The 21,723-nt window shown below is 60.2% G+C and carries 22 protein-coding genes and 1 tRNA gene; 4 read left to right on the top strand and 19 right to left on the bottom strand.

The window, feature by feature from the left end; all coding sequences use genetic code 11:
* Position 1: 1 nt before the first annotated feature.
* The 10 genes from AB8B33_RS08700 to AB8B33_RS08655 all read right to left on the bottom strand — a co-directional run bounded on the left by AB8B33_RS08700 (position 2) and on the right by AB8B33_RS08655 (position 8,669).
* Complete coding sequence (locus AB8B33_RS08700; protein WP_113323418.1) at positions 2 to 475, bottom strand: GNAT family N-acetyltransferase; 474 nt, start codon at positions 473 to 475, stop codon at positions 2 to 4.
* On the bottom strand, positions 475 to 1,602 hold the full coding sequence (locus tag AB8B33_RS08695; protein WP_007826120.1) for an S-(hydroxymethyl)glutathione dehydrogenase/class III alcohol dehydrogenase: 1,128 nt from the start codon (positions 1,600 to 1,602) through the stop codon (positions 475 to 477). Before AB8B33_RS08695 ends, AB8B33_RS08700 begins: the two co-directional genes overlap by 1 nt.
* A gap of 135 nt (positions 1,603 to 1,737) precedes the next feature.
* Positions 1,738 to 3,747 carry an acetyl-CoA carboxylase biotin carboxylase subunit gene (locus AB8B33_RS08690; protein WP_439015049.1) on the bottom strand — a complete coding sequence of 670 codons (2,010 nt, stop codon included), beginning with the start codon at positions 3,745 to 3,747 and terminating at the stop codon, positions 1,738 to 1,740.
* Positions 3,748 to 3,847: 100 nt separating this feature from the next.
* Positions 3,848 to 4,552 carry a hypothetical protein gene (locus AB8B33_RS08685; protein WP_113323420.1) on the bottom strand — a complete coding sequence of 235 codons (705 nt, stop codon included), beginning with the start codon at positions 4,550 to 4,552 and terminating at the stop codon, positions 3,848 to 3,850.
* A 64-nt stretch (positions 4,553 to 4,616) separates the two neighbouring features.
* Positions 4,617 to 5,576, bottom strand: a complete 960-nt coding sequence (locus AB8B33_RS08680; protein ID WP_113323421.1) for a DMT family transporter — start codon at positions 5,574 to 5,576, stop codon at positions 4,617 to 4,619.
* Between the two features lie 63 nt (positions 5,577 to 5,639).
* A complete protein-coding gene (lipB, locus tag AB8B33_RS08675; RefSeq protein WP_439015047.1) occupies positions 5,640 to 6,365 on the bottom strand; it encodes a lipoyl(octanoyl) transferase LipB in 726 nt (241 codons plus the stop codon).
* 266 nt (positions 6,366 to 6,631) lie between these two features.
* Positions 6,632 to 6,716 (bottom strand) — tRNA-Leu (locus AB8B33_RS08670).
* A 174-nt stretch (positions 6,717 to 6,890) separates the two neighbouring features.
* Complete coding sequence (locus AB8B33_RS08665) at positions 6,891 to 7,262, bottom strand: hypothetical protein (RefSeq protein WP_439015045.1); 372 nt, start codon at positions 7,260 to 7,262, stop codon at positions 6,891 to 6,893.
* Positions 7,263 to 7,592: 330 nt separating this feature from the next.
* Positions 7,593 to 8,096: a BON domain-containing protein gene (locus AB8B33_RS08660; protein ID WP_439015043.1), complete on the bottom strand. Its 504-nt coding sequence runs from the start codon at positions 8,094 to 8,096 to the stop codon at positions 7,593 to 7,595.
* 78 nt (positions 8,097 to 8,174) lie between these two features.
* Entirely contained in the window at positions 8,175 to 8,669 is a 495-nt protein-coding gene (locus AB8B33_RS08655) for a peptide deformylase (RefSeq protein WP_439015041.1), read from the bottom strand.
* A 243-nt stretch (positions 8,670 to 8,912) separates the two neighbouring features.
* Here AB8B33_RS08655 and mgtE point away from each other — a divergent pair, with 243 nt between their 5' ends.
* Both mgtE and AB8B33_RS08645 read left to right on the top strand, forming a co-directional pair.
* Positions 8,913 to 10,328, top strand: a complete 1,416-nt coding sequence (gene mgtE / locus AB8B33_RS08650; protein ID WP_113323426.1) for a magnesium transporter — start codon at positions 8,913 to 8,915, stop codon at positions 10,326 to 10,328.
* A gap of 64 nt (positions 10,329 to 10,392) precedes the next feature.
* Positions 10,393 to 10,785, top strand: a complete 393-nt coding sequence (locus tag AB8B33_RS08645) for a MerR family transcriptional regulator (RefSeq protein WP_037102513.1) — start codon at positions 10,393 to 10,395, stop codon at positions 10,783 to 10,785.
* Here the strand turns inward: AB8B33_RS08645 and AB8B33_RS08640 are convergent, their stop codons facing one another.
* Positions 10,786 to 11,805 (bottom strand): heparan-alpha-glucosaminide N-acetyltransferase, encoded by a 1,020-nt coding sequence (locus AB8B33_RS08640; RefSeq protein WP_439015038.1) that lies wholly within the window; start codon positions 11,803 to 11,805, stop codon positions 10,786 to 10,788. It abuts the gene before it with no gap.
* Complete coding sequence (locus AB8B33_RS08635) at positions 11,806 to 12,573, bottom strand: DUF599 domain-containing protein (RefSeq protein WP_113323430.1); 768 nt, start codon at positions 12,571 to 12,573, stop codon at positions 11,806 to 11,808. It abuts the gene before it with no gap.
* 486 nt (positions 12,574 to 13,059) lie between these two features.
* Here AB8B33_RS08635 and AB8B33_RS08630 point away from each other — a divergent pair, with 486 nt between their 5' ends.
* Positions 13,060 to 14,466: an L-serine ammonia-lyase gene (locus AB8B33_RS08630; protein WP_439015036.1), complete on the top strand. Its 1,407-nt coding sequence runs from the start codon at positions 13,060 to 13,062 to the stop codon at positions 14,464 to 14,466.
* A 61-nt stretch (positions 14,467 to 14,527) separates the two neighbouring features.
* Positions 14,528 to 14,965: a DUF1489 family protein gene (locus tag AB8B33_RS08625; protein ID WP_310388143.1), complete on the top strand. Its 438-nt coding sequence runs from the start codon at positions 14,528 to 14,530 to the stop codon at positions 14,963 to 14,965.
* A 54-nt stretch (positions 14,966 to 15,019) separates the two neighbouring features.
* Here AB8B33_RS08625 and AB8B33_RS08620 read toward each other — a convergent pair whose 3' ends face one another.
* From AB8B33_RS08620 to AB8B33_RS08590, 7 genes are all read right to left on the bottom strand, one after another.
* The gene (locus AB8B33_RS08620) at positions 15,020 to 15,295 is read right to left on the bottom strand and encodes a hypothetical protein (protein WP_310388317.1); all 276 of its coding nucleotides are present in this window, start codon (positions 15,293 to 15,295) and stop codon (positions 15,020 to 15,022) included.
* A gap of 112 nt (positions 15,296 to 15,407) precedes the next feature.
* Positions 15,408 to 16,991, bottom strand: coding sequence for a serine hydrolase (locus AB8B33_RS08615; RefSeq protein ID WP_439015035.1), 1,584 nt, complete (start codon positions 16,989 to 16,991; stop codon positions 15,408 to 15,410).
* A 119-nt stretch (positions 16,992 to 17,110) separates the two neighbouring features.
* Complete coding sequence (locus AB8B33_RS08610) at positions 17,111 to 17,857, bottom strand: hypothetical protein (RefSeq protein WP_439015033.1); 747 nt, start codon at positions 17,855 to 17,857, stop codon at positions 17,111 to 17,113.
* A gap of 217 nt (positions 17,858 to 18,074) precedes the next feature.
* Positions 18,075 to 18,680 (bottom strand): transglutaminase-like cysteine peptidase, encoded by a 606-nt coding sequence (locus AB8B33_RS08605; protein ID WP_439015031.1) that lies wholly within the window; start codon positions 18,678 to 18,680, stop codon positions 18,075 to 18,077.
* 383 nt (positions 18,681 to 19,063) lie between these two features.
* A complete protein-coding gene (pip, locus tag AB8B33_RS08600) occupies positions 19,064 to 20,023 on the bottom strand; it encodes a prolyl aminopeptidase (RefSeq protein ID WP_439015030.1) in 960 nt (319 codons plus the stop codon).
* Between the two features lie 198 nt (positions 20,024 to 20,221).
* A complete protein-coding gene (locus AB8B33_RS08595; protein ID WP_007816614.1) occupies positions 20,222 to 20,833 on the bottom strand; it encodes a PilZ domain-containing protein in 612 nt (203 codons plus the stop codon).
* A 122-nt stretch (positions 20,834 to 20,955) separates the two neighbouring features.
* A complete protein-coding gene (locus AB8B33_RS08590; protein ID WP_310388132.1) occupies positions 20,956 to 21,573 on the bottom strand; it encodes a PAS domain-containing protein in 618 nt (205 codons plus the stop codon).
* Between the last annotated feature and the right edge of the window lie 150 nt (positions 21,574 to 21,723).

Here is a 21,723-nt window from a genome sequence, read left to right as displayed (position 1 = left end):
CTCACGCCAGCTGGGTGGCCGGCTGGCGGACCATGTCGAGATGGGGAATTCCGTCTTCCAGATATTCCTCCGAGGTTTTCATGAAACCGAAGGATTCGTAGAAGCGGCGCAGATGCGCCTGCGCCGAAAGCGCGATGGGATTTTCCGGATAAAGCCGCTCGCAGGCGGCGATCGATTCGGTCATCAGCGCGTCACCGAGCCGCTTGCCGCGATGGGTGGGCGAGACGACGACGCGGCCGATCTTTACCGGATCCTGCGCGCTGTATGGCTTCAGGAGCCGCGTCGAGCCGAGCAGTTCGCCGTCATCCAGCAGCCGCAGATGCAGGGCGTCGATATCCTTGCCGTCGAGTTCCGCATAGGGGCAGTTCTGCTCGACGACGAAGACGTCGACACGCATCCTCAAGAGATCGTAGAGCTCCCGCGCGGAGAGCTCATCGAGACCCTTGAGGTCGGCCATGTAGGCAGGCGTGGCCATCAATAGACCACGACGCCACGGATGCTTTCACCCTTGTGCATAAGATCGAAGCCCTTGTTGATGTCTTCGAGCGGCATTGTGTGTGTGATCATCGGGTCGATCTGGATCTTGCCTTCCATGTACCAGTCGACGATCTTCGGCACGTCGGTGCGACCGCGGGCACCACCGAAGGCCGTACCCATCCAGTTGCGGCCGGTGACGAGCTGGAAGGGACGCGTCGAGATCTCCTGGCCGGCGCCTGCGACGCCGATGATGATGGACTTGCCCCAGCCGCGGTGGCTCGCTTCCAGCGCTTGGCGCATGACCTTGGTGTTGCCGGTGCAATCGAACGTGTAATCGGCGCCGCCGATCAGGTCGCCGTGGCGCTTCGTCATGTTGACCAGATAGGGCACGATGTCGTCACCGACTTCCTTCGGGTTGACGAAATGCGTCATGCCGAACTTCTCGCCCCATGCCTTCCGATCCGGGTTGATATCGACACCGATGATCATATCGGCACCGGCAAGACGCAGACCCTGCAGAACGTTGAGGCCGATACCGCCGAGACCGAAGACGATGGCCGTCGCGCCCATCTCGACCTTGGCCGTGTTGATGACGGCACCGATGCCGGTCGTCACACCGCAGCCGATGTAGCAGATTTTGTCGAAGGGCGCGTCCGGATTGACCTTGGCAACGGCGATCTCCGGCAGGACAGTGAAGTTGGAGAAAGTCGAGCAGCCCATATAGTGGTGGATCTTGTCCTTGCCGATCGAGAAGCGGGAGGTGCCATCCGGCATCACGCCCTGGCCCTGGGTCGCGCGGATCGAGGTGCAGAGATTGGTCTTGCGCGAGGTGCAGGAATAGCACTCGCGGCATTCCGGCGTGTAGAGCGGAATGACGTGGTCGCCCTTCTTCACGGACGTGACGCCCGGGCCGACGTCGACGACGATGCCTGCGCCCTCATGGCCGAGGATTGCCGGGAAGAGGCCTTCCGGATCAGCGCCGGAGAGGGTGAAATCATCGGTGTGGCAGATGCCCGTCGCCTTGACCTCGACCAGCACTTCGCCGGCCTTCGGACCCTCCAGCTGAACGGTCATGACCTCGAGCGGTTTTCCTGCCTGAACGGCAACGGCGGCGCGAACATCCATCTTCGATCTCCTCGTGATTTGCGTGTCGGACTCTTGCACGCCCGGCAAGGACGGCTCAAGCGGAAAAAGATCGAGAGAGCCGTGGATCCATCCGGATGCAGGCCGCTCTTCCTCTTTGAATTTATGCATCAGGCTTTAGGCGAATTCCATGATGACGGCATCGACCGCGAGGCTCTCGCCGGGAGCGGCCTTGATCTTGCCGACAACGAGGTCGCGCTCGGCACGCAGCACGTTTTCCATCTTCATGGCTTCTACCACGGCAAGCGTTTCGCCCGCCTTGATCTCCTGGCCCTCGGAGACGGCAATGGAAACGACGAGGCCGGGCATGGGGCAAAGCAGCAGCTTGGACGTATCGGGCGGCAGCTTGACGGGCATCAGACGGTCAAGCTCGGCATGGCGGGGCGTAAAGACACGCGCCTTGACCGACAGGCCCTGCCAGTCGATGCGCAGGCCGTTGAGGATCGGGCGGATCTGCGCCGTCACCTGCCGGCTGGCGACCCTGCCGTGCCAGACCGGATCGCTCGGTCTCCAATCGGTGACAACGGTTTCCGTGCGGCCGCCGACCTCCATTTCCATTTCGAAGGGAATGGTGACGAGGCCATCGACCAGTTTGACCGGCACATAATTGCCGCCGAGCTTGACGACCCATTCTTCGCGGAGCGGGCCGCTGGGGTGACGCAGGCGATCGGCGAAGCCTTCGCGCCTGATAGCATCGACCAGGGTCGCCGACAGCGCGATGGCAGCAAGGGCTGCCTCCTCCGAAGCATCCGGCGCGATCGGCGCAAAGCCCTCAGGATATTCCTCAGCGATGAAGCCGGTGGAAAGACGCCCTTCACGCCAGCGCGGATGTTTCATCAGCGCCGAGAGGAAGGGGACATTATGCTCGATGCCATCGACCACGAAGGCGTCGAGCGCCTGTCCCATCGCTTCCACCGCCTGCAGGCGACTCGGCGCCCAGGTGCAAAGCTTGGCGATCATCGGGTCGTAATACATGGAGATTTCAGCGCCTTCGAAGACGCCGGTATCGTTACGGATGATCACATCGCCGTTGCGGCCTTCGGCCGGCGGGCGGTAGCGCGTCAGGCGGCCGATCGAGGGCAGGAAGTTGCGGTAGGGATCTTCCGCATAGAGGCGGCTTTCGACCGCCCAGCCCTTCAGCTTGATATCCTTCTGGGCGAAGGGCAGCTTTTCGCCGGCGGCGACACGGATCATCTGTTCGACGAGATCGATGCCGGTCACCAGTTCCGTCACCGGGTGCTCGACCTGCAGGCGGGTGTTCATTTCGAGGAAATAGAAATTGCGGTCGCGATCAACGATGAATTCCACCGTGCCGGCGCTCTGATAGTCGACGGCCTTTGCCAACGCCACCGACTGTGCGCCCATGGCGGCCCGCGTTTTTTCATCAAGGAAAGGTGAGGGCGCTTCTTCGGCGACCTTCTGGTTCCGGCGCTGGATGGAGCATTCGCGCTCGCCGAGATAGACGACATTGCCGTGGGCATCCGCCAGAACCTGGATTTCGATATGGCGCGGATCGACGACATATTTCTCGATGAAGACGCGGTCGTCGCCAAAGGAGCTTTTGGCTTCGGAACGGGCGCGGTCGAAGCCGTCGCGCACTTCCGATTCGTTCCAGGCAATGCGCATGCCCTTGCCGCCGCCGCCTGCCGACGCCTTGATCATCACGGGATAACCGATCTCGGCCGCGATCTTTTCAGCGTGAGGTGCATCCTCGATGACGCCGAGATAGCCCGGCACGGTCGAGACCTTGGCGGCATTGGCGAATTTCTTCGATTCGATCTTGTCACCCATCGCCATGATGGCCCTGGGCTTCGGACCGATGAAGATGATGCCTTGTTTTTCCAGCGCCTCGCAGAAGGAGGCACGTTCCGACAGGAAGCCGTAGCCGGGATGCACGGCTTCAGCACCCGTCTCCTTGCAGGCGGCGATGATCTTGTCAGCGACGAGATAGCTTTCGGCTGCAGGAGCAGGGCCGATATGGACGACCTCATCCGCCATCTCGACATGCAGGGCATCCCGATCCGCATCCGAATAGACCGCAACGGTGGCAATGCCCATGCGGCGCGCGGTTTTGATCACGCGGCAGGCAATCTCGCCGCGATTCGCGATCAGGATTTTCTTGAACATCGAGACTCCACCCAGGAAATGCGTTCCGGAGTTTTACGCATAAAAAGCCGGAACGCACAATTGGGCTGAAGAATCAGAGGCAGTCTGAAGATTTGGGAGATCAGGCAACTGCGGCGGCGGCGACAGGCTCTTCGTCGATGATGCGCAGCCAGCGGCTGCGTCTCGGCTGGGCATAATCCCGGAGTTCGACCGAAGCCATGATCTCGCCCCAGCGCTGATGATTGGCGCCTGATAGCGTTGTCGTCTCGATGCGCTGCAGGACGCCATATTCGATCGACGAAACGCCGATGACGCCGCCTTCGCTGACGCTTCTCAAAACGCGCATGACGTAATCCACGTCCTGCCGTGTGATGCTCCTGCGGTCGGTGGCACGGGTCAGCTTGTAACCGCCGATATCCTCGCCGAGCGCCAGGCGGAGCTGATCCAGCGCTAGCGCCCGCAGCTCATCGGGCACGTGAGCGCTGAGTTCCATGACGTGCAGGATGAGCTCAAGCTCGAGCGCGGAATTCACGACGCCGTCGGTCGTGAACATGCGCATGATCCATGCGACGTTGATCTCGTCCAGCGAGCCCTGCGGATAGGTATAATCGACGATGAAGCCTGCCAGCTGTTCAACGAAGAACGTGTTCCATTCGGCGCATTTTTCGGGGCAGGAATTATTGAGCGCTAACATCACCACGACATGATCGGATGTCCGGATTCCCTCCGGAAAGGTGTGTTTGCGTAGCAGCACTATGTCTTCGGCCGTCAGCCGATGCTTCCCGGCGATGACACACGCCGGAAAAGCGAGACGGAACTCACTCATGTTTTATCTCCAGACTTCATCATGAAGTCGGAAATGGTTTTAGCGATCCCGAATTGAAGATCCCTCAAGAAGCAGGGTTAACCTTCGATGCCGCATTTCGTGCGGATTTTAGTGATCGCGCCTGGAGACGCTCGCGCCAGATGATAAAAAGCCCCGATGCAACAATGATGGCGATGCCGATCCATTTGGAAACATTCGGAAAATCGCCGAAGAGGGCGTAACCAAGCACGGTCGCCGAAATGATCTCGAAATACTGGAACGGAGCGAGCAGCGAGAGCGGCGCCAGCCGGAAAGCCTTAACAACCAGCATGTGCGCATAGCCCGAAATCGTGCCGAGAATGAGCAGCAGCACGAGGCCGAGCCAGGAGGCGGGCAGGGAGGGCGTGAAGTCGGCACTGCCGATGCTGTTTCCGACGAAAAGTGCCGCGGTCATGAAAATCGTGCCGCCGATGCCGGACATGGTCTGCATCGTCAGCGGCGAATCCGCCTCGCCGATGGCGCGATTGAGGAAGAGATAGAGCGAGAAGAGAAAGGCGCAGAAGACTGGCAGCAGTGCTTTCAGGCCGAAGATCTCATAGCTGGGCTGGATGACGATCATGGCGCCGCCGAAACCGACGACAATTGCCATCCAGCGCCGCCAGCCGACCTTGTCTCCCAGGAAGAGCGCGGAAAGCGCCGTCAGCATGAAAGGCTCAACGAAATAGATGGCGAAGACATCGGCGAGCGGCATGTATTTGACTGCGACGAAGAAAAGCAGGCTCGCCGCACCATGCAGCGCGCCGCGCAGCAGGTTCATCCACGGGCGCTTGGCCGACAGAGCCCGCATGCCGAACATGGCAAAGAGGATCGGCAGGGTGCAGACGAGCTGGAAGAAGAAGCGGTAGAAGGTTACCTGTCCGGGCGACATGCCCTCGAAGGTCGCCATATATTTGGCGATCGCATCCATCGTCGGCAGGATGGCCATGGCACCGGCCATGATGGCCATGCCCTGGAGCGGATTCTGTGCGGAGGGAGATTCGGACATGATGGCTGCTTCTTGCGGATGGTGTCATGAACCACAGGAAGCCTGGGCAATCAAGGACGGCAATCAGGGACAGTGTCCGGTATCGTTGACGGTTTCGCCGAAGATTTCTTCGAAGGCGGCACGCAAGCGGATATCGGCATCGGTCATCATGACCGGCAGGCCGAGATCGACGAGGCTGGTGACGCCATAGGCCGAGATACCGCAGGGCACTATGCCACTGAAATGATCGAGATCGGGATCGACGTTGAGCGACAGGCCGTGGAAGGTCACCCATTTGCGCAGGCGGATGCCGAGTGCCGCAATCTTGTCTTCCGCCATGGTGCCGTCAGGCAGCAGGGGTCTCTCCGGCCGGCGGACCCAGACGCCGACGCGATCTTCGCGGCGTTCACCGCGCACATTCATCGAATCGAGCGTGCGGATGATGACCTCTTCCAGTGCAGCGACGAAGGCACGCACATCCTGCCTGCGGCGCTTGAGATCGAGCATGACATAGGCGACCCGCTGGCCGGGGCCATGATAGGTGTATTCGCCGCCGCGTCCTGTGGCGAAGACCGGAAAACGATCCGGCTGGACGAGATCTTTAGCATCGGCGCTGGTACCCGCCGTATAGAGCGGCGGATGTTCCAGCAGCCAGACAAGCTCGTCGCCGCCATCTGCAATATCAGCCACTTCCCGTTCCATCGTCTCCACCGCTTCCTGATAGGGAACGAGCCCATCGGCGATGCGCCAGCGAACGGGGCGCGAACCAAGTTTCGAGAGCATGGAGAAGTCGAGATCGGTGCGTAGCATGGCAGTCCTTGACGCTATCCGCAAAAAGAGAGGGCGGGCGCGGGCTTCTATATGGACGCAGGCGCAGAGCGATTCAATCGCTCTTTGCGGCGGGCAGCCGTCTCACAGATGCAATCAGCCGGTGCCAGCAGGCGTTGCTGTGATATCCACGAGGGGCGGTATCGGCGGGAAAGGGCTGCCGCGCGCTCGTCTTGCGGCAAGGACATCAGCACCGGAGAACTAAGCCTATGGCCAAAAAAGAAAAAACCCGCCGAAGCGGGTTTCTTTGGTGCGGTCGAGAAGACTCGAACTTCCACGGGTTGCCCCACAGCGACCTCAACGCTGCGCGTCTACCAATTCCGCCACGACCGCATCGTGGTAGAGCCGATTTGCGTCGGCGAGGCAGCATGTAGCAAAAGCCTCAGACGGACACAAGCGCGATGTGACAGTTTTTTTTTAAAGCTTGCCACAGGTGTGGATTACGCGGCGCGGGACATTGAATTTACAAGAGAAAAGGGCCGGAAACCGGCCCTTTCTTAGATCATGTCAATGCATTGCGCGGCATGCCTCTGTGCGGCTTGCACCGCTATCGGCACCTTTCTGACGCGAGCCTTTCGGGCCGATCATGCTGTGGCAATCCGGAAGCGGCTTGATGCTGGCGGTCGCGGTGTTGTCGACTTTCGCGGGCTTAGACATCGCGGCAGGTGCGAAGCCGTCGCTGTCATTCGTATAGTCGCTGGAATAGGCCGGGGGGGCCACACGCGTCGGGTAGTGGACGGGCTTTGCCGGCGCGACCGGCGTCTGGTAGAGGCCATCACCATCGTTGGAATAATCGTCCATAAATTTCGGCTGCGCGAAAGCGGCACTTGCCATGCTGACGGCAAACAGGGTGGCGGCGACGGCGAATTTCATGCGCATGGGTCTATCTCCTCAATCTGTTGTTGAATTCAACAACGCAAAACCAACCCTCGGCAAGATCGAGTCCGCTCCCCAATTCGGGCAATTTTGTGAGAGTGATGACAGCCATCTTGCGACGTTTTGTCCAAATGAAATCACATATTTGTCAATGTTCTTGAGGGGCGCGTTACCTTAGCCGGCACAGTTAATTGCCTGAGATGTCAGCGCTTTCGCCAACATGACAATCCTGCAATCTTTAATTGATTAACTATTTGTAATTTTAGAGACATAAAAACCGGAAAGCAGGTCGCTTTCCGGTTTTGAAATGCGGCAACTTTGTGTTTTTCGGCCTTAATCCTCGTTCGGGATGTGGGCATCGACACCTGTCATCTGCAGCCGGTTGCGCACGCGACGAACACCATCCACCGACAGGGCGGCGAGCTCAACCTTGCGGGCAATGCCGATTGTTTCGACGGAACCCTCCAGCGTCACGGTATGGCCGTCGGCGTGAACTTCCACACTGTCGATATCCACGTCAGGGATGTTCTCCAGAGTCTCGGTCACGCGGGCTTCGAGGTCGTCACTCTCGTCGCGGTCGATCGTATCGGGCTCAAGCGAATCCTTCAGGCGGTTTTCATTGCCATCCTCATCCGTGCCATCGATGCGGAAGCCGCTATTGCGGTCGCGGTCGAAATTAGCCGAGGTTTCGCCATACGCACGGTTTCCGGTTGCCTCAGCCCTTGCGCCGCTGCCGTCGGCATAGGGCCAGCCGTCATCCAGATTGCGTTCTTCGAAGTCGCGGTAATCCTCTTCGCGGGAAAGCGGGGTCTTGTCATCGATCTTTGACTTTGCCATTTCCGTCTCCTTCCGGGTTTCGTTCTGCAAGGCAAACGCCGCAAGGGTGCTGATGGTTCGGCCGATCGTAGCAGGACCTCAGCTTTTCGTCTTTTCCCATTTCCTGATCAGCCGATCACGCTTCAGCCGTGACAGGCGCTGCAGCCAGAAAATTCCGTCGAGCTGGTCGACTTCGTGCTGGATACAGATGGCGAGGAAGTCCGATGCCTCTTCTTCGTGCTGATGGCCATCCAGATCCTGATAGCGGAACCTTATTGCCTTCGGGCGCGTGACCTCGTCCGTTGCGCCGGGCATGGAGACGCTGCCTTCCATATGAACCATCGTCTCGTCCGAAAACCACGTGATCTCGGGATTGGCGTAGATGCGCACGTCATCCGCCTTGTCGAGCTCCAGCACCGTCAGACGCTGGAAGACGCCGGTATGGGCAGCGGTGATGCCGACGCCGGGGGCTGCGCGCATCGTCAGCAGCAGATCGTCGGCAAGCTGCGACAGGGCCGAATCGAACACCGTCACGGGGGCACAGACCGTCTTCAGGCCGGGATGCGGATAGCGGAGAATCGGGCGGATCGGCACAGCTAAGCTTCCTTTCGGCAAATGGCAGCGGAAACTATAACCGACCGCAGGCATTGTCATCAGAAAGCATAGGTTTGCGCTTTACGGCAGAAATGCTTTCGGCTAGCTGGTCAATGAGAATTCCGACGGCCGCAAGGGCAGGGCGGAATTCGCTTATCCGCTTGTTGACAATGCATTTTCAGCCGACATTCTCGAATGCGGCTCGTTAGTCTTTGAAATCAAATTGAGATGCGAGGGCGGCATATGACGACGACCGACACGGAAGACCGCAATCGCAGACGTCCGGCCGACGGGGACGTCGACATCTACAACGAAGACGGCAATGTGCGCAGCGACTTCCTGGCGCGCCTGGGTGCCGCCATCGCCGACCGCGACACGCTGTTTCTTCGCCAGAATGTCGCGCGCCTGCACGAATCGGAAATAGGCGACCTGTTGGAATCGCTGCAGCCGGATCAGCGCCTGGCGCTGGTGCGCCTGCTCGGCGACGATTTCGACATGACGGCGCTGACCGAAGTGGACGAGACGATCCGCCGCGAGATCGTCGACCAATTGCCGAACGAGCAGATTGCGGCTGCCATCGGTGAACTGGATTCGGACGACGCCGTCTACATTCTCGAAGATCTCGACCAGGAAGACCGGGAAGAGATTCTCGCGCAGCTGCCGTTCACGGAGCGCGTGCGCCTTCGCCGCGCGCTCGATTATCCCGAAAGCTCCGCCGGCCGCCGCATGCAGACGGAATTCGTCGCCGTACCGCCATTCTGGACGGTCGGCCAGACGATCGATTACATGCGCGACGAAGAGGATCTGCCTTACTCCTTCTCGCAGATCTTCGTCATCGATCCGACCTTCAAGCTGCTCGGCGCGGTCGATCTCGACCAGATCCTGCGCACCAAGCGGCAGATGAAGATCGAAACCATCATGCGGGAAACGAACCATCCGATCCCCGCCGAGATGGACCAGGAAGAGGCTGCCCAGCTCTTCGAGCAGTATGACCTTCTCTCCGCAGCCGTCGTCGACGAAAACGAACGGCTCGTCGGCGTGCTCACCATCGATGACGTGGTCGACGTGATCCACGAAGAGGCGGACGAAGACATCAAGCGCCTCGGTGGTGTCGGCGACGAAGAACTGTCAGACAACGTCATCTCGACCGTGCGTTCGCGCTTCCTGTGGCTGCTGATCAATCTCGGCACGGCGATGCTGTCTGCCAGCGTCATCGGCCTGTTCGACGGCTCGATCGAGAAGATGATCGCGCTTGCGGTGCTGATGCCGATCGTCGCCTCCATGGGCGGCAATGCGGGCACGCAGACCATGACCGTGACGGTGCGTGCGCTCGCGACCCGTGATCTCGATATCTACAATGCCGGCCGCATCATCCGCAGAGAGGCGGGGGTCGGCATACTGAACGGAATGCTCTTCGCCTTGCTGCTGGGCGTGATCGCCGGCACCTGGTTCCACAATTACCAGCTCGGCGCCGTCATCGGAGCGGCAATGATCATCAATCTGATTGCAGCGGCGCTTGCCGGCATCCTGCTGCCGCTGCTGCTCGACAAGATGGGAGCGGACCCGGCAATCGCCTCGTCCGTATTCGTCACGACCGTCACCGACTGCACCGGCTTCTTCGCCTTTCTCGGCCTCGCGACATGGTGGTTCGGTATCTGAGCAGATGCCGAAATTGACTATTACGTAAAAGTCAATATTATGCCGGGTCGATGACGGGGATGAGATGCTAGTGAACAAGTATTATACCATAACGGAGCTGACGCGCGAATTCGGAGTCTCGACGCGCACGCTTCGCTTCTATGAAGACGAAGGTTTGATCCATCCGGAGCGCCGCGGACGCACGCGGTTGTTCCGGCCTGCCGACCGGCGCCTCATTCAGGAAATCCTGCGCGGCCGGCGCATCGGCTTCACCATTGCTGAAATCCGCGAAATCATTCAGGTCTACAAGGAGCCGCCGGGCGAACTTGGCCAGATCAAGCTGCTCATGAAGCGCGTCGACGAAAAGCGCGAAGACCTGCGCCAGAAGCGCAAGGATATCGACGAGACGATTACCGAGCTCGACAATATCGAGGAGGCCTGCCTCGGCCGTCTCGCCGAGATCGGCGTCACCACCTGATTATTGTTGGGGCTCGGGCTGTGACTGCGGCGCAGGCTCTATTTCGGCGCTGCACTGGCTTGCAAGCGCCATAATCCGCTCATCATCCGCCTTGACCTCGCCGGCCTGGAACGGCGCGAAGAGTTGTTGCGCCTGCAGCTGATCGAGCGTGCACTGGCAGAAGCCGCGGCAGAGCGCTTCGCCCTGCTCGACCGTGCAGGACGTGTTGCATTGGCGCAGATAGGTCGCGGCCGGATCGGGCTTTGGCGGCGCGACGATGAAGGTCAGGCCATAGGCGATGGCGATCAGCACCGGTTGGTGGATGAGGTAGAAGGCGAGGCTGTGGCGGCCGAGGCGCGCGAGCCATGTTCCACCCGTGCCCAATGATGCCAGCTTCTGCGGCAGGTTCGCACGGAAGGAAAGACGCGCGAGGCCCATGCCGAGGAAGAAGGGCGTTGCCCAGGGGAAGAGTGGCACAAAATCGTTCGACCGGTCTGGCGTGGCCGCAAAGCCGATCCAGGCCAGATATTTCGGGTCGAACAGGTGCGAATCCAGCACACCGGGCATGACGAAGGCATCGGCGATCCAGGCGACGAACAGTGCCAGCGCGACGAGCAGGGTCACGGGCAAGGGTAGGCGCAGGAAGACCACACCAATCAGGCTCAGAACCGCGATGGAATGCAGGATGCCGAAATAGATCCATCCGCCGGGCACGAAATAGGCTGTCGCTGCCGATATCACCACGGCCGCGCCGGCGATCATGGCGAAACGCTTCCAGAAGGAAGGCCAGCGGATGTCCGGCCGGCTGGAAAGCACAAGACTGACACCGACGATGAAGAGGAAGGTGGTGGCGATCGCCCGGGCATAGATCTTCAGCCAGCCGCTCTCGGCCGTTCCGGGCGTAAGGTAGCCCATGAACTCCAGATCCCAGCTGAAATGGTAAGTGGCCATGGCAATGAGCGCCGCGCCACGCACCGTATCCACAAGGCCTATACGCGGCGGTTTTGCGGCAGCCGCCGCTTCCGTTGCCGACACTATCATTCACAATCCCTCGGACAGCTCATCACCGTCACTCGCTGACGGCTTGTTGCGCTGAACAGGAGAAAGGTGGAGATTTGGTGGCGGGTTTGCGTCCATGATGGCGAGGCGCGCTTCCGAAAAGAATTGCCGGCGGGTAAGGACGAAAACCACGATTGATGTCGTACCCATAAAAACATAGGGGTTAATGAACCAGCCGAGATAGCCGATCGATAGGAAGATCGCCCTGAGACCCTCGTTGAAATGGCTGCCGGCGATGACGTTCATGCGGATGACACGCTCCGCCGCCCGCTCGGCGGCAATGATGTCCTTTTCCGTATCATGCACCATCGGAATGCCGCCGAAGAGAATGGTGCAATAGTTGAAGAGGCGGTAGGACCAACCGAACTTGAAGAAAGCGTAGCCGAAAAGGGCAGCAAGGCCGCCGACCTTCATTTCGAAGACGGCGTGGCCACTGTGGAAGACGAAAGGCAGGTCGGCGAAGACCGCATCCACCTTTTCCGTGGCGCCGAGCAAGGCGAAGCAGCTGCCGATCGCGAAAATGGATGTGGAAGCAAAAAAGGCAGTGCCATTTTGCAGCCCGGCCATGATCTGGGTATCGATCATCTTCAAATCGCGGCGCAGGGAATTATATATCCATTCACGGCGCCGCTCTGCCATGGCATGGGTCAGGCTGGTGCGCCCGAAGAAGGTCTGGCCGTGCAACAGCCACGAATAGCCCATCCAGATAAAGATAAAGAAGGCAAGCGCGATATAATCCGCCGTCGTCATCATCAGTGATTCATTTCCCGCATCAAACGTGGCCACTCTACATATGCATGCGATTGCTGCAATGACCGGCAAAGATGAGAATGACTAGCAAGATGGGCCGCTTCGAACGAGAGCCTTTCCCGGTCAGCTTGAAGCATTCTGCCGGAGCAGGTTTTCGTCAGGGCAGAAGCGATTGGCGAAGGGCATACCTCTGGGGTATGTCCGAGCCGATCGCTTCTGATCCTGGCGGAAAGATGCCCGGCCCTTCGGGTTGGCTGAAACGGGCCGCCTGATCGACCGGCCGGCTTGGCCGTAGATCTGGGCTACGACGCGCGCCGGCCGGTCGATCATCCGACTCCGTTTGAGCCAACAGAATGCTTCAATCTGACCGGGAAAGGCTTTAGTGTCCGGCCGGATGTCGCACCGGTTCAAGGCGATGTCGGTCCGCCACGCGGATGCGGAACCGGGCTCGCATAGTGTGCATCGTGAAATTTAAAAGGCGCTTCCATGTTTCTTTCGGTATTCGATGTGTTCAAGATCGGTGTCGGGCCGTCGAGCTCGCATACGATGGGGCCGATGACGGCTGCCAACCGGTTCCTTGAACTCATCCTGTCCAACGAATGGCCGCGTCCTTCCACCGGCGCACAGGTGGCCGCCATCAAGGTCAGCCTGCACGGTTCGCTCGCCCACACAGGGATCGGCCATGGAACAGGCAGGGCGGTCATCCTCGGCCTGATGGGCGAGGCGCCCGACAAGGTCGACCCCGATCGCATGGATGCGATCATCAATGGGGTGGAAAAGAGTGGCCGGATCACGCCCGAGGGGCATCCGGCCTACCAGTTCCAGCCGAAGACGGACCTGATCTTCGACAAGAAGCAGCCGCTGCCGGGTCACGCCAACGGCATGAGCTTCTCCGCCTATGACAAGGACGGTCGGCTTCTCGTCAAGCGCATCTATTATTCCGTCGGCGGCGGCTTCGTCGTTACCGATACGGAGCTGGAGCAGATGCGGGCGCGCAAGAAGGCCTCGCAAGGCAATTACAAGGTGCCTTACCCCTTCGCCAATGCCAAGCAGATGCTGGAAATGGCAGAACGTTCCGGCCTGTCGATCGCGCAGATGAAGCGCGCCAATGAGGAAAGCCAGCGCAGCCGCGAGGAGCTGGATTCCGGCCTCGACCGCATCTGGGAAGCGATGCGCTCCTGTATCGAGCGCGGGCTTAAGGTCGAGGGCATCATGCCCGGCGGCCTGAACGTCAAACGCCGGGCCAAGCATATTCACGACAAGCTGCAGGAAGAATGGCGCAGCAACCGCGTCAACCCGCTGCTCGCCAACGACTGGCTGAGCGTGTACGCCATGGCGGTCAACGAGGAGAATGCTGCCGGCGGACGCGTCGTGACCGCGCCGACCAATGGCGCGGCAGGCGTCATTCCCGCGACGATCCGCTACTACGAGCATTTCCACGAGGACTGGGACCGGAACGGCATCCACGACTATCTGCTGACCGCAGCGGCGATCGGCGGCATCATCAAACACAATGCGTCGATCTCGGGCGCGGAAGTGGGCTGTCAGGGTGAGGTCGGCTCGGCCGCCGCGATGGCAGCAGCCGGCCTCGCAGCCGTCATGGGCGGCACGCCGGCCCAGATCGAAAACGCCGCGGAAATCGCGCTCGAACACCATCTCGGCATGACCTGCGATCCGATCGCCGGCCTGGTGCAGGTCCCCTGCATCGAGCGCAATGCGCTGGGTGCGGTGAAGGCGGTCACGGCCGCATCCCTCGCAGTAAAGGGCGACGGCCAGCATTTCGTGCCGCTTGACGCCTGCATCGAGACGATGCGCCAGACGGGTTACGATATGAGCGAGAAGTACAAGGAAACCTCGACTGGGGGCCTTGCCGTCAACGTCGTAGAATGCTGAGTTTGTGGACGCCCGTTGCTTCCTCCTTGACGCTGCCGGTCAAAAGGATTTCAACGGCAGCATGGCACTAAATCTCATCAAGCTCTGCGTCGGCTGCGACTCGATCGAAGACCTGCGCGAATGGGTGGCAGAACGGTCGTTGCGCGCCATCGCCGCTGGACTGGAACCGCATTCGGTCCATACGACCCGCATGGTACCGAAGCGCGTGGAAGAACTGCTCGACGGCGGCTCGCTCTATTGGGTGATCAAGGGGCAGGTACAAGCCCGCCAGAAGATCCTCGATATCCAGACATTCACGGACGGTGAGGGGATCGGCCGCTGCCATCTGGTGCTCGGTCCTGAGGTGATCGAAACCTCGGTGCAGCCAAAGCGGGCCTTCCAGGGCTGGCGTTATTATCCTGATGAGGATGTGCCGCGCGATCTCCACAGTCTCGGCGCCGGTATTGCCGAAATGCCAGCAGATCTTCGCCGCGAGCTGTCGGAACTCGGATTGCTTTAAAGCCGTTTGTTTTTACGCAAAACCGCTGCGCACTGCTGGAATTGCTTTGACGCCTCAGCGCAAACGCAGCACGACCGGCGAATTGCCATCGGGCGACGTGATGTGCAGGTGGATATGCGCCTCCGGCTGCGAGTAGCGCCAGGCGCGCGCACCGTGGCACAGCAGCAGGTTGATGAGATCACGGGTCTTCGGCGACTTCGCTCTTGGGCGCTGCAGCCCGATTTCGGCAAGACGCAGCGCTGCTTCGTGCAGCGGATGCAGGCCGGAACGGCCCTTGTTGACCGCCCGGCGCCCTGCAGGCGCATTTGGAATATTCTCGTTGATCGACATCATCTTCCTCGTACGCAATACAAATCGAACTAGGATCGACTGCCGGCGGCGCGAACACCGCAGCCGGCAGGCGGGAGCGCCGCCAAATCATTCATAGGCAGCGCCGGATATCTCATTGAGCAGCCGCCCAGCACTTGACGCCGGCCTTCTTCAGGGCCTTGCAGGCGTTGACCGCATCACGCTGGCCATCGAAGCCGCCGAAACGTGCGCGGTAGATTTGATCGCCGTCATTGGCATAGGCGACGGCGAAGGGCTTGGCGGAGCTCAGCGCCTTGCCGCCCTTTGCCTTGGCGTTTGCCAGGAGGTCCATCGCCATTTCACGACTGGAGGAAACGCCGATCTGGACGACCCAGCCGGATGGCTGTGGCACTTCCTTGGCGGCAACTTCCTTTGCCGGGGCAGCCTTGGTGGAGGCTGTCGTCAACTCGTCGACGGAAGTGTCGCCCTGTTCCGGCGGTATATAGGCAGGTGCCGGCGTCGGCACGGCGACGGAAGCCTGTTCCTGCTGCTGCTTGATCGGCACGGTCTTGACCTTGGTCGGAGACGGCATCGGCTGCGTCAGCAAGGGATTGTCTGTCTTGGGTGCGGCGGTTTCCGCATAGGCAACTTCGGTGCTTGCCGTCTGATAACGGCTGTCCGGAAGCGGACCCTTGTGCGGCAGGCCGAGATCGGCAGCGGCTGCCGTGACCGGCGGCTGATTGGCTGTGATCGTTTTCTTTTCAGCCACCTGGGCAACCTTGGCAGGGGAAACCGGAGCAGGTGTTTCGATTATCTCGGGCATCGGCTTCGACTGGGCGACAAGCGCGCCGCCGCTGCTGGAAGCCTTCGGCATGTAGGTCGCGAGCAGATTGCGCATCTGCGAGTCGCGGGCAGGGGTGGATGCACCGCCGAGAACCACGCCGACAATCGACTTGCCATCGACCTGCAGGGAGCTGACCAGATTGAAGCCAGCGGCGCGGGTGTAACCAGTCTTGATACCATCGACACCACGCACGGAGCCGACGAGACGGTTATGGCTGCGGATCACGCGGTTGCCGAACTTGAAGGCGCGGGTGTTGAAATAGCCGTAATATTGCGGGAAATGCTGGCGAAGGGCGATGCCGAGGCGGGCCTGATCGCGGGCCGTCGTCATCTGCGCGGTATTCGGCAGGCCGTTGGCATTGCGATAGGTCGTGCGCGTCATGCCGAGTGCATGGGCCTTGGCTGTCATCATCTGGGCGAAACGATCTTCCGAACCACCGAGCATTTCGCCGAGGGCGGTCGCAGCATCATTGGCAGACAGCGTCACAAGGCCGAGGATACCCTGTTCGACGGTGATCGTGCCGCCGGCGCGCACACCAAGCTTGGTCGGTGCCTGGGCGGCAGCGTGAGCGGAGAAGGGGACGGGCGTATCGAGGCGGATGCGACCCTGCTCGAGCGCCTCGAATGTCATGTAGAGCGTCATCATCTTCGTGAGCGACGCCGGATATTGCAGACGGTCGGCATTCTCGCTGTAGAGAACATTCCCCGTCCGGGCATCGACGACGATACCGGCATATTTCGGATTTGCAGCTTCCGCTTCGGCATTGACCGAGTCGACCGCGACGATCGCGATAGCCATCGAAAGGATCGTCAGCACCTTTGCGAGGAAACCGGCAGACCGCGGCGATGATACGGAGGAAATTGACCTTGACACTATTCCACTCTTCGCTTGCATTTTGGATATTCGGCGGATCACGCGCCCCCTACTGCGTAACCGGCTGCCTTGGAAAACTACCGGTTCAGCGTTACCAATCCGTTTATGATGAATCGTTTCTTCAGACATTTGCGGGGATTTTAGCGGAGTGTTGCAGACCGGCTCACAAGCCGGCTTTCCACAAAAATCCTGATCGCGGCATCAATATGGTCCCAGTCGGCCAAATGGCGGCTCGAGAACCGGTAGAGCACACTTAAATCCTTGCCGACCTTGATATCGCGCTGGCAATCGCCGCTGGTTGCCATTTCCGCAGACGAGGGCAGGACGCAGCGCACGACGTAATCGGCGCTTCCTTCGCGCGGCGCGGTCAGCAGCACCTCGCCGTTGTAGCCGGCATCGGCTCGCAGGCGGTGCAGCGTCAGGCCATGGGCAAAGGTTTCCGAGGCACCATCCATCAAGTGCGAATAGATCGGCTCCAGCCGGCCCGACATGTCCCGCGACATCGTGCCTTGCGTGATCTGCAGGAAAATCAGGCCTGACGATTGGGCAACGTCGTCGAAACGCTGGCGCGTTTCCTTGCTGTAGCCCTGCATTTCCGGCCAGGTGAGATAGAGATCGACCCGTTCGGCCGTGCCGTCATGACGTTCGCTGGGGAAGCGAATCGTGTTGGCAGGCAGGCCGACCGTGTCGAGGCCGATGGTGAGCGTGATCCCGGCATTGCTTTCAGTATTGCCCGCAAGCGAGATGTGACGGCCGAACCAGCGGCCGGCAACGCTGATCGCAACCGTCAGCAGCGCCAAGACCGCAATCGTCGCCGTGACGCGAACCAGGAAGCGGGTCGAAAGAAGGGGCTGCTCACCAGGGTGGCCCACGGCGGAATTGCTCATCGTCGTCCTCGGATATCGGGCCGCCGTAAGAAAAACGCGAGTCGTCGGTGCCGGTGAAGAATCTCCTGATGAGGATGGAGCGGCGGGAGTTAATGGGCCGTTAACTCAACCAAAAGGAAGTGCCACAAAAGAAGCGAGCCGTTCCCGGGACAGCGGGAACGGCTCTGGGCGCCGGTCGGGACGGGGATGCGGGGACTGACCGGGGCCGGTATGCCTGTTACTTCACGCTACCGACAGCGACGGCGCGGCCGTCCTGCAGCTTCGTCCAGCGGGCCGGATCATCGGCGGACTGGCGCTTCAGGTAAGTGTATTCGGTATCCGACCACAGCAGCACCTTGTTGCGCATATTGTCGAGAATGAAGTCGCCGTGATCCGTACGCACCGTCAGCACCGCATGGCCCTCGCCATTCGGCTGCAGCACGACAGTCATCAGCGTATCTGATGGAGAGAAGCCGGCATCGATCAGCATCTTGCGCTTCAGCAGCGCGAAATCCTCGCAGTCGCCGACAGTGCGCGGATAGGCCCAGCGCTCCTCGACACCATAGATCTCCATGTCCGTCATCGGCTGGATGGTCGAGTTGACGGTGTAGTTGACCTTGAGGATCTCCTTCCAGCGATCCTCGGTCAGGATCGCCGGGCCGGCATCACCGCCGGCATAAGCGCATTCACTCGGATTGGCCTGACAGAATTCATAGTGCCCAATCGGCGGGCTCGCATTGCCTGCAAGTGTCATGCTGGCGGGTGATGCCTGTCCTGCGCCCGCCATTGTCACCGTTACGCTAACGGCCAGAAGGCCGCTCTTCAGTAGATTTCGAATTGACATTATCGTCTCCCCGTTATGAGGACGACAATGACACGGACGTTTTTATCTCACGCAAAATTACGCAATCAAATTAATGGCTTAGTTTATTCAAAAGCGCATCGAACTTGATTCAAATCCACATCGAATACGCTTAAAATTAAAAGCGCATTCGTCGCGAATTCGATTAAAATTGAAGGATTGGGAAAAAGGCTTTCGGGCGGGAAATGGCCGAAAAACGGACAGGCTGTTAACGATTTTCGATAAGCCGGATAAATTTCTGCAACAAGCTGCAGTGGGGATGGCGACCGGCGGAGATCCGATTGAAGCGTACAAACAGGCGGAATCGCCGTGCAGAAAGCCGATTTCGCCTTACGTCCCGATTTTCCGCCGTAAAAATAATTTCGTCAGAGATCGCGGAATCTGTTCGTCGCAGCGACGATTGCGGCGGCAATATCCGTATTTGCAGTCGAATGGGCCGCCTTTGGCAGCACGATGAACTCGGCGCCCGGCCATGCGCGGGCAAGTTCCCAGGCGGTGACAAGCGGTGCTTCTATGTCGAAGCGTCCGTGGATGAGAAAGCCGGGGATGCCGGCGAGGCGATCGGCATTCTTCAGTAGAATGCCGTCTTCGAGCCACGCGCCCTCGCGGAAATAGTGGGTGATGATGCGGGCGCGCGTCAGAAGGTAGCGCGGATCGGACCAGCGCCCGGGCAGACCGGCGGGATCGGCAAGAAGGATTGTCGCCGCTTCCCATTCATGCCAGTCGCGCGCCGCTTTCAGCCGTACCTGCTCTTCGGGATCGTTGAGGAGTTGATGATAGGCGCTCACCCTGTCGATGCCACGGAGCTCCGGTGGCAGCGCCTTGCCGAAACGGTGCCATTCCTCGGGAAAGAGCGGCGCCATGCCGCGATAGAGCCAGTCGATTTCGGAACGCCGTGTCGTGGTGACTCCTGCAATAACTATGCCGCTGACATGATCCGGATGGGATTGCGCATAGGCGAGCGCCAGCGTCGAACCCCAGGAATTGCCGAAGATGATCCACTTTTCCACGCTAAAGAGGCTGCGCAGCCTCTCTATATCCTCGATGAGATGAGCGGTCGTGTTGCGGGAGAGGTCGGTCGCGGCGTCGGCGGCATTCGGCAGGCTGCGCCCGCAATTGCGCTGATCGAAGAGGATGATGCGGTACACGGACGGGTCGAAATAGCGGCGCGCAGCGGTGGAACAGCCGGAGCCTGGTCCGCCGTGCAGGACAAGCGCCGGCTTGCCTGCCGGATTGCCGCAGGCCTCCCAATAGATCAGGTTGCCGTCGCCTGTATCGAGCAGGCCGTGTTCATAGGGTTCGATTTCCGGAAACAGGACCGACATGACCGTGCCGCTTGTTGAGGTGCGCTGTATCCTTCAAGTCTGTGACGGATAAATGACAAGAGTGGCGGCATTCTATGGCATCGGCCACACGAGATGCAGGAGATTATTCAGCCCAACATGGAAATTGTCGTCCTACCTCTTGCAGTGCAGGACAGAAAACCGGGAGTAAAACCGCGGCGCACTTTTGCTGGAATTGCTTTAGAGAAATTCGCGCAACGTCTCGCGCGACTGGACCGACAGGAACTCGATCGCAACACCCTCCGAGAAGTGGCGAACGACGCGGCCGCGCATGTTGCCGAGGCGAACAGGCGTGCCGAGCGGCGGGCGCACTTCGCAATCGACGGCGGCGCCCGAGAGCGAAAGGTCCATGATGCGGCAGGTGTAGCGCGTGCCGTCTTCGAGCGTGAGGTCGGTCTTGGTCTCGCGCGGGGTCAGACGATCATGACGGCGATCTTCCGGCAGGCCGAGCTCGTGTTTGTTGGCAAGCCAGGTGAGCTGGGCCGCGAGCTTCTCGCGCTTGCGCTCGGTGGCGTTGATCGACATGGTGAAGCCGCGCATATCGACGGTCTGTACATGACCTTCGACGCGGCCGAGATGGTCGATGTAGGCGACGATGCGTTCATTGGCGCGTGGGCGGCCGGCGCAGGTGACATACATGTCGCCGGGCGACATATCGATCACCATGCACTCGAATTCCTCGTAGTTCGCAAGCATCAGCCGGCCCTGCATATTGATGGGCACGCGCTGGAACACTCCCTGTTCTGGGCGCGGCGCAGGTCGGTGCGTCTGAGCGGGCTGGAACGAGTGCATCAAAGGGCTTCTTTATGAAATCGCTGAGCCCAATCCTTACCTGCAATCCCTTAACAGAAGGTTGTGGAACGAGCCGCCGCATAACCCTAAAGTACTATAGGCGGCGACCCAAAATGGAACGGTCAGCGAGCGGCTGCCCCATGCAGGAAATGCGACATGGCGCGCAGCATGGCCCGGCCGAACGTGGCCTGTTTTTCGGCGGCGACCTCGACAGGGCGACGCGGTTCGGCCTCGGCCGTGCGGCCAAACTTGTCATGCAGCAACCGGCTGCGATCGAGGGCGAGGAGCTCCAGCGGCACTATCTCCAGCCAGCTCGCAGCAGCGGCAGGCGCGATGGCGCCGAGCAGCCGGTCGCAGCCGCCTTCGGGCGAACGCAGCGGCATCATGATGATCTCAAAGGCCGCATGATGGCCGGCGGTGCTGTAGCCCGTCGCGTTGAAAAGCGTTGGAATGGCGTGAGCCATGACGCCCTGTGCCGTCCTTTCGATATCCTCGTGTTGGCCGTTGGCCCAAAGGGCGGAGAAACGCTCGCCGCGCAGATCGCGACCGAAGAGATCGCAGATCTTGGTGCCGGCGAGGCGGAAGCGGATATGCCGGTCTGCCGCCGTCTCCAAGATGAAGAGGCTCGACAGGAGATGAGGGATCGCGCCGGGCTCGATCTGCGATTTCAGCGGTGCATCCCGCCCGCCGCGCAGAGCATTCCAGTAGTCGAATATGTCGATCGTGATCTGAAGGCGCATGGCAGTGTCTCATTTCGGTTCATTGGGGCGCGGTTTTCGCCCCTTCACCTTCTACCTTGCGGATTTCATGCCAAATCCAGCGAGTTAAGGTTAAGAAAGGGTTTCGCTTGAGCGCCGAGGCCTGTCATGAGACCGTCTCTCCATCACTTC

It is taken from the genome of Rhizobium sp. 768_B6_N1_8 (genome assembly GCF_051811225.1).
Classification (GTDB): Bacteria; Pseudomonadota; Alphaproteobacteria; order Rhizobiales; family Rhizobiaceae; genus Rhizobium.
Note: the sequence above shows the minus strand (reverse complement) of the source record. Positions and strands in the feature narration are given on the sequence as shown.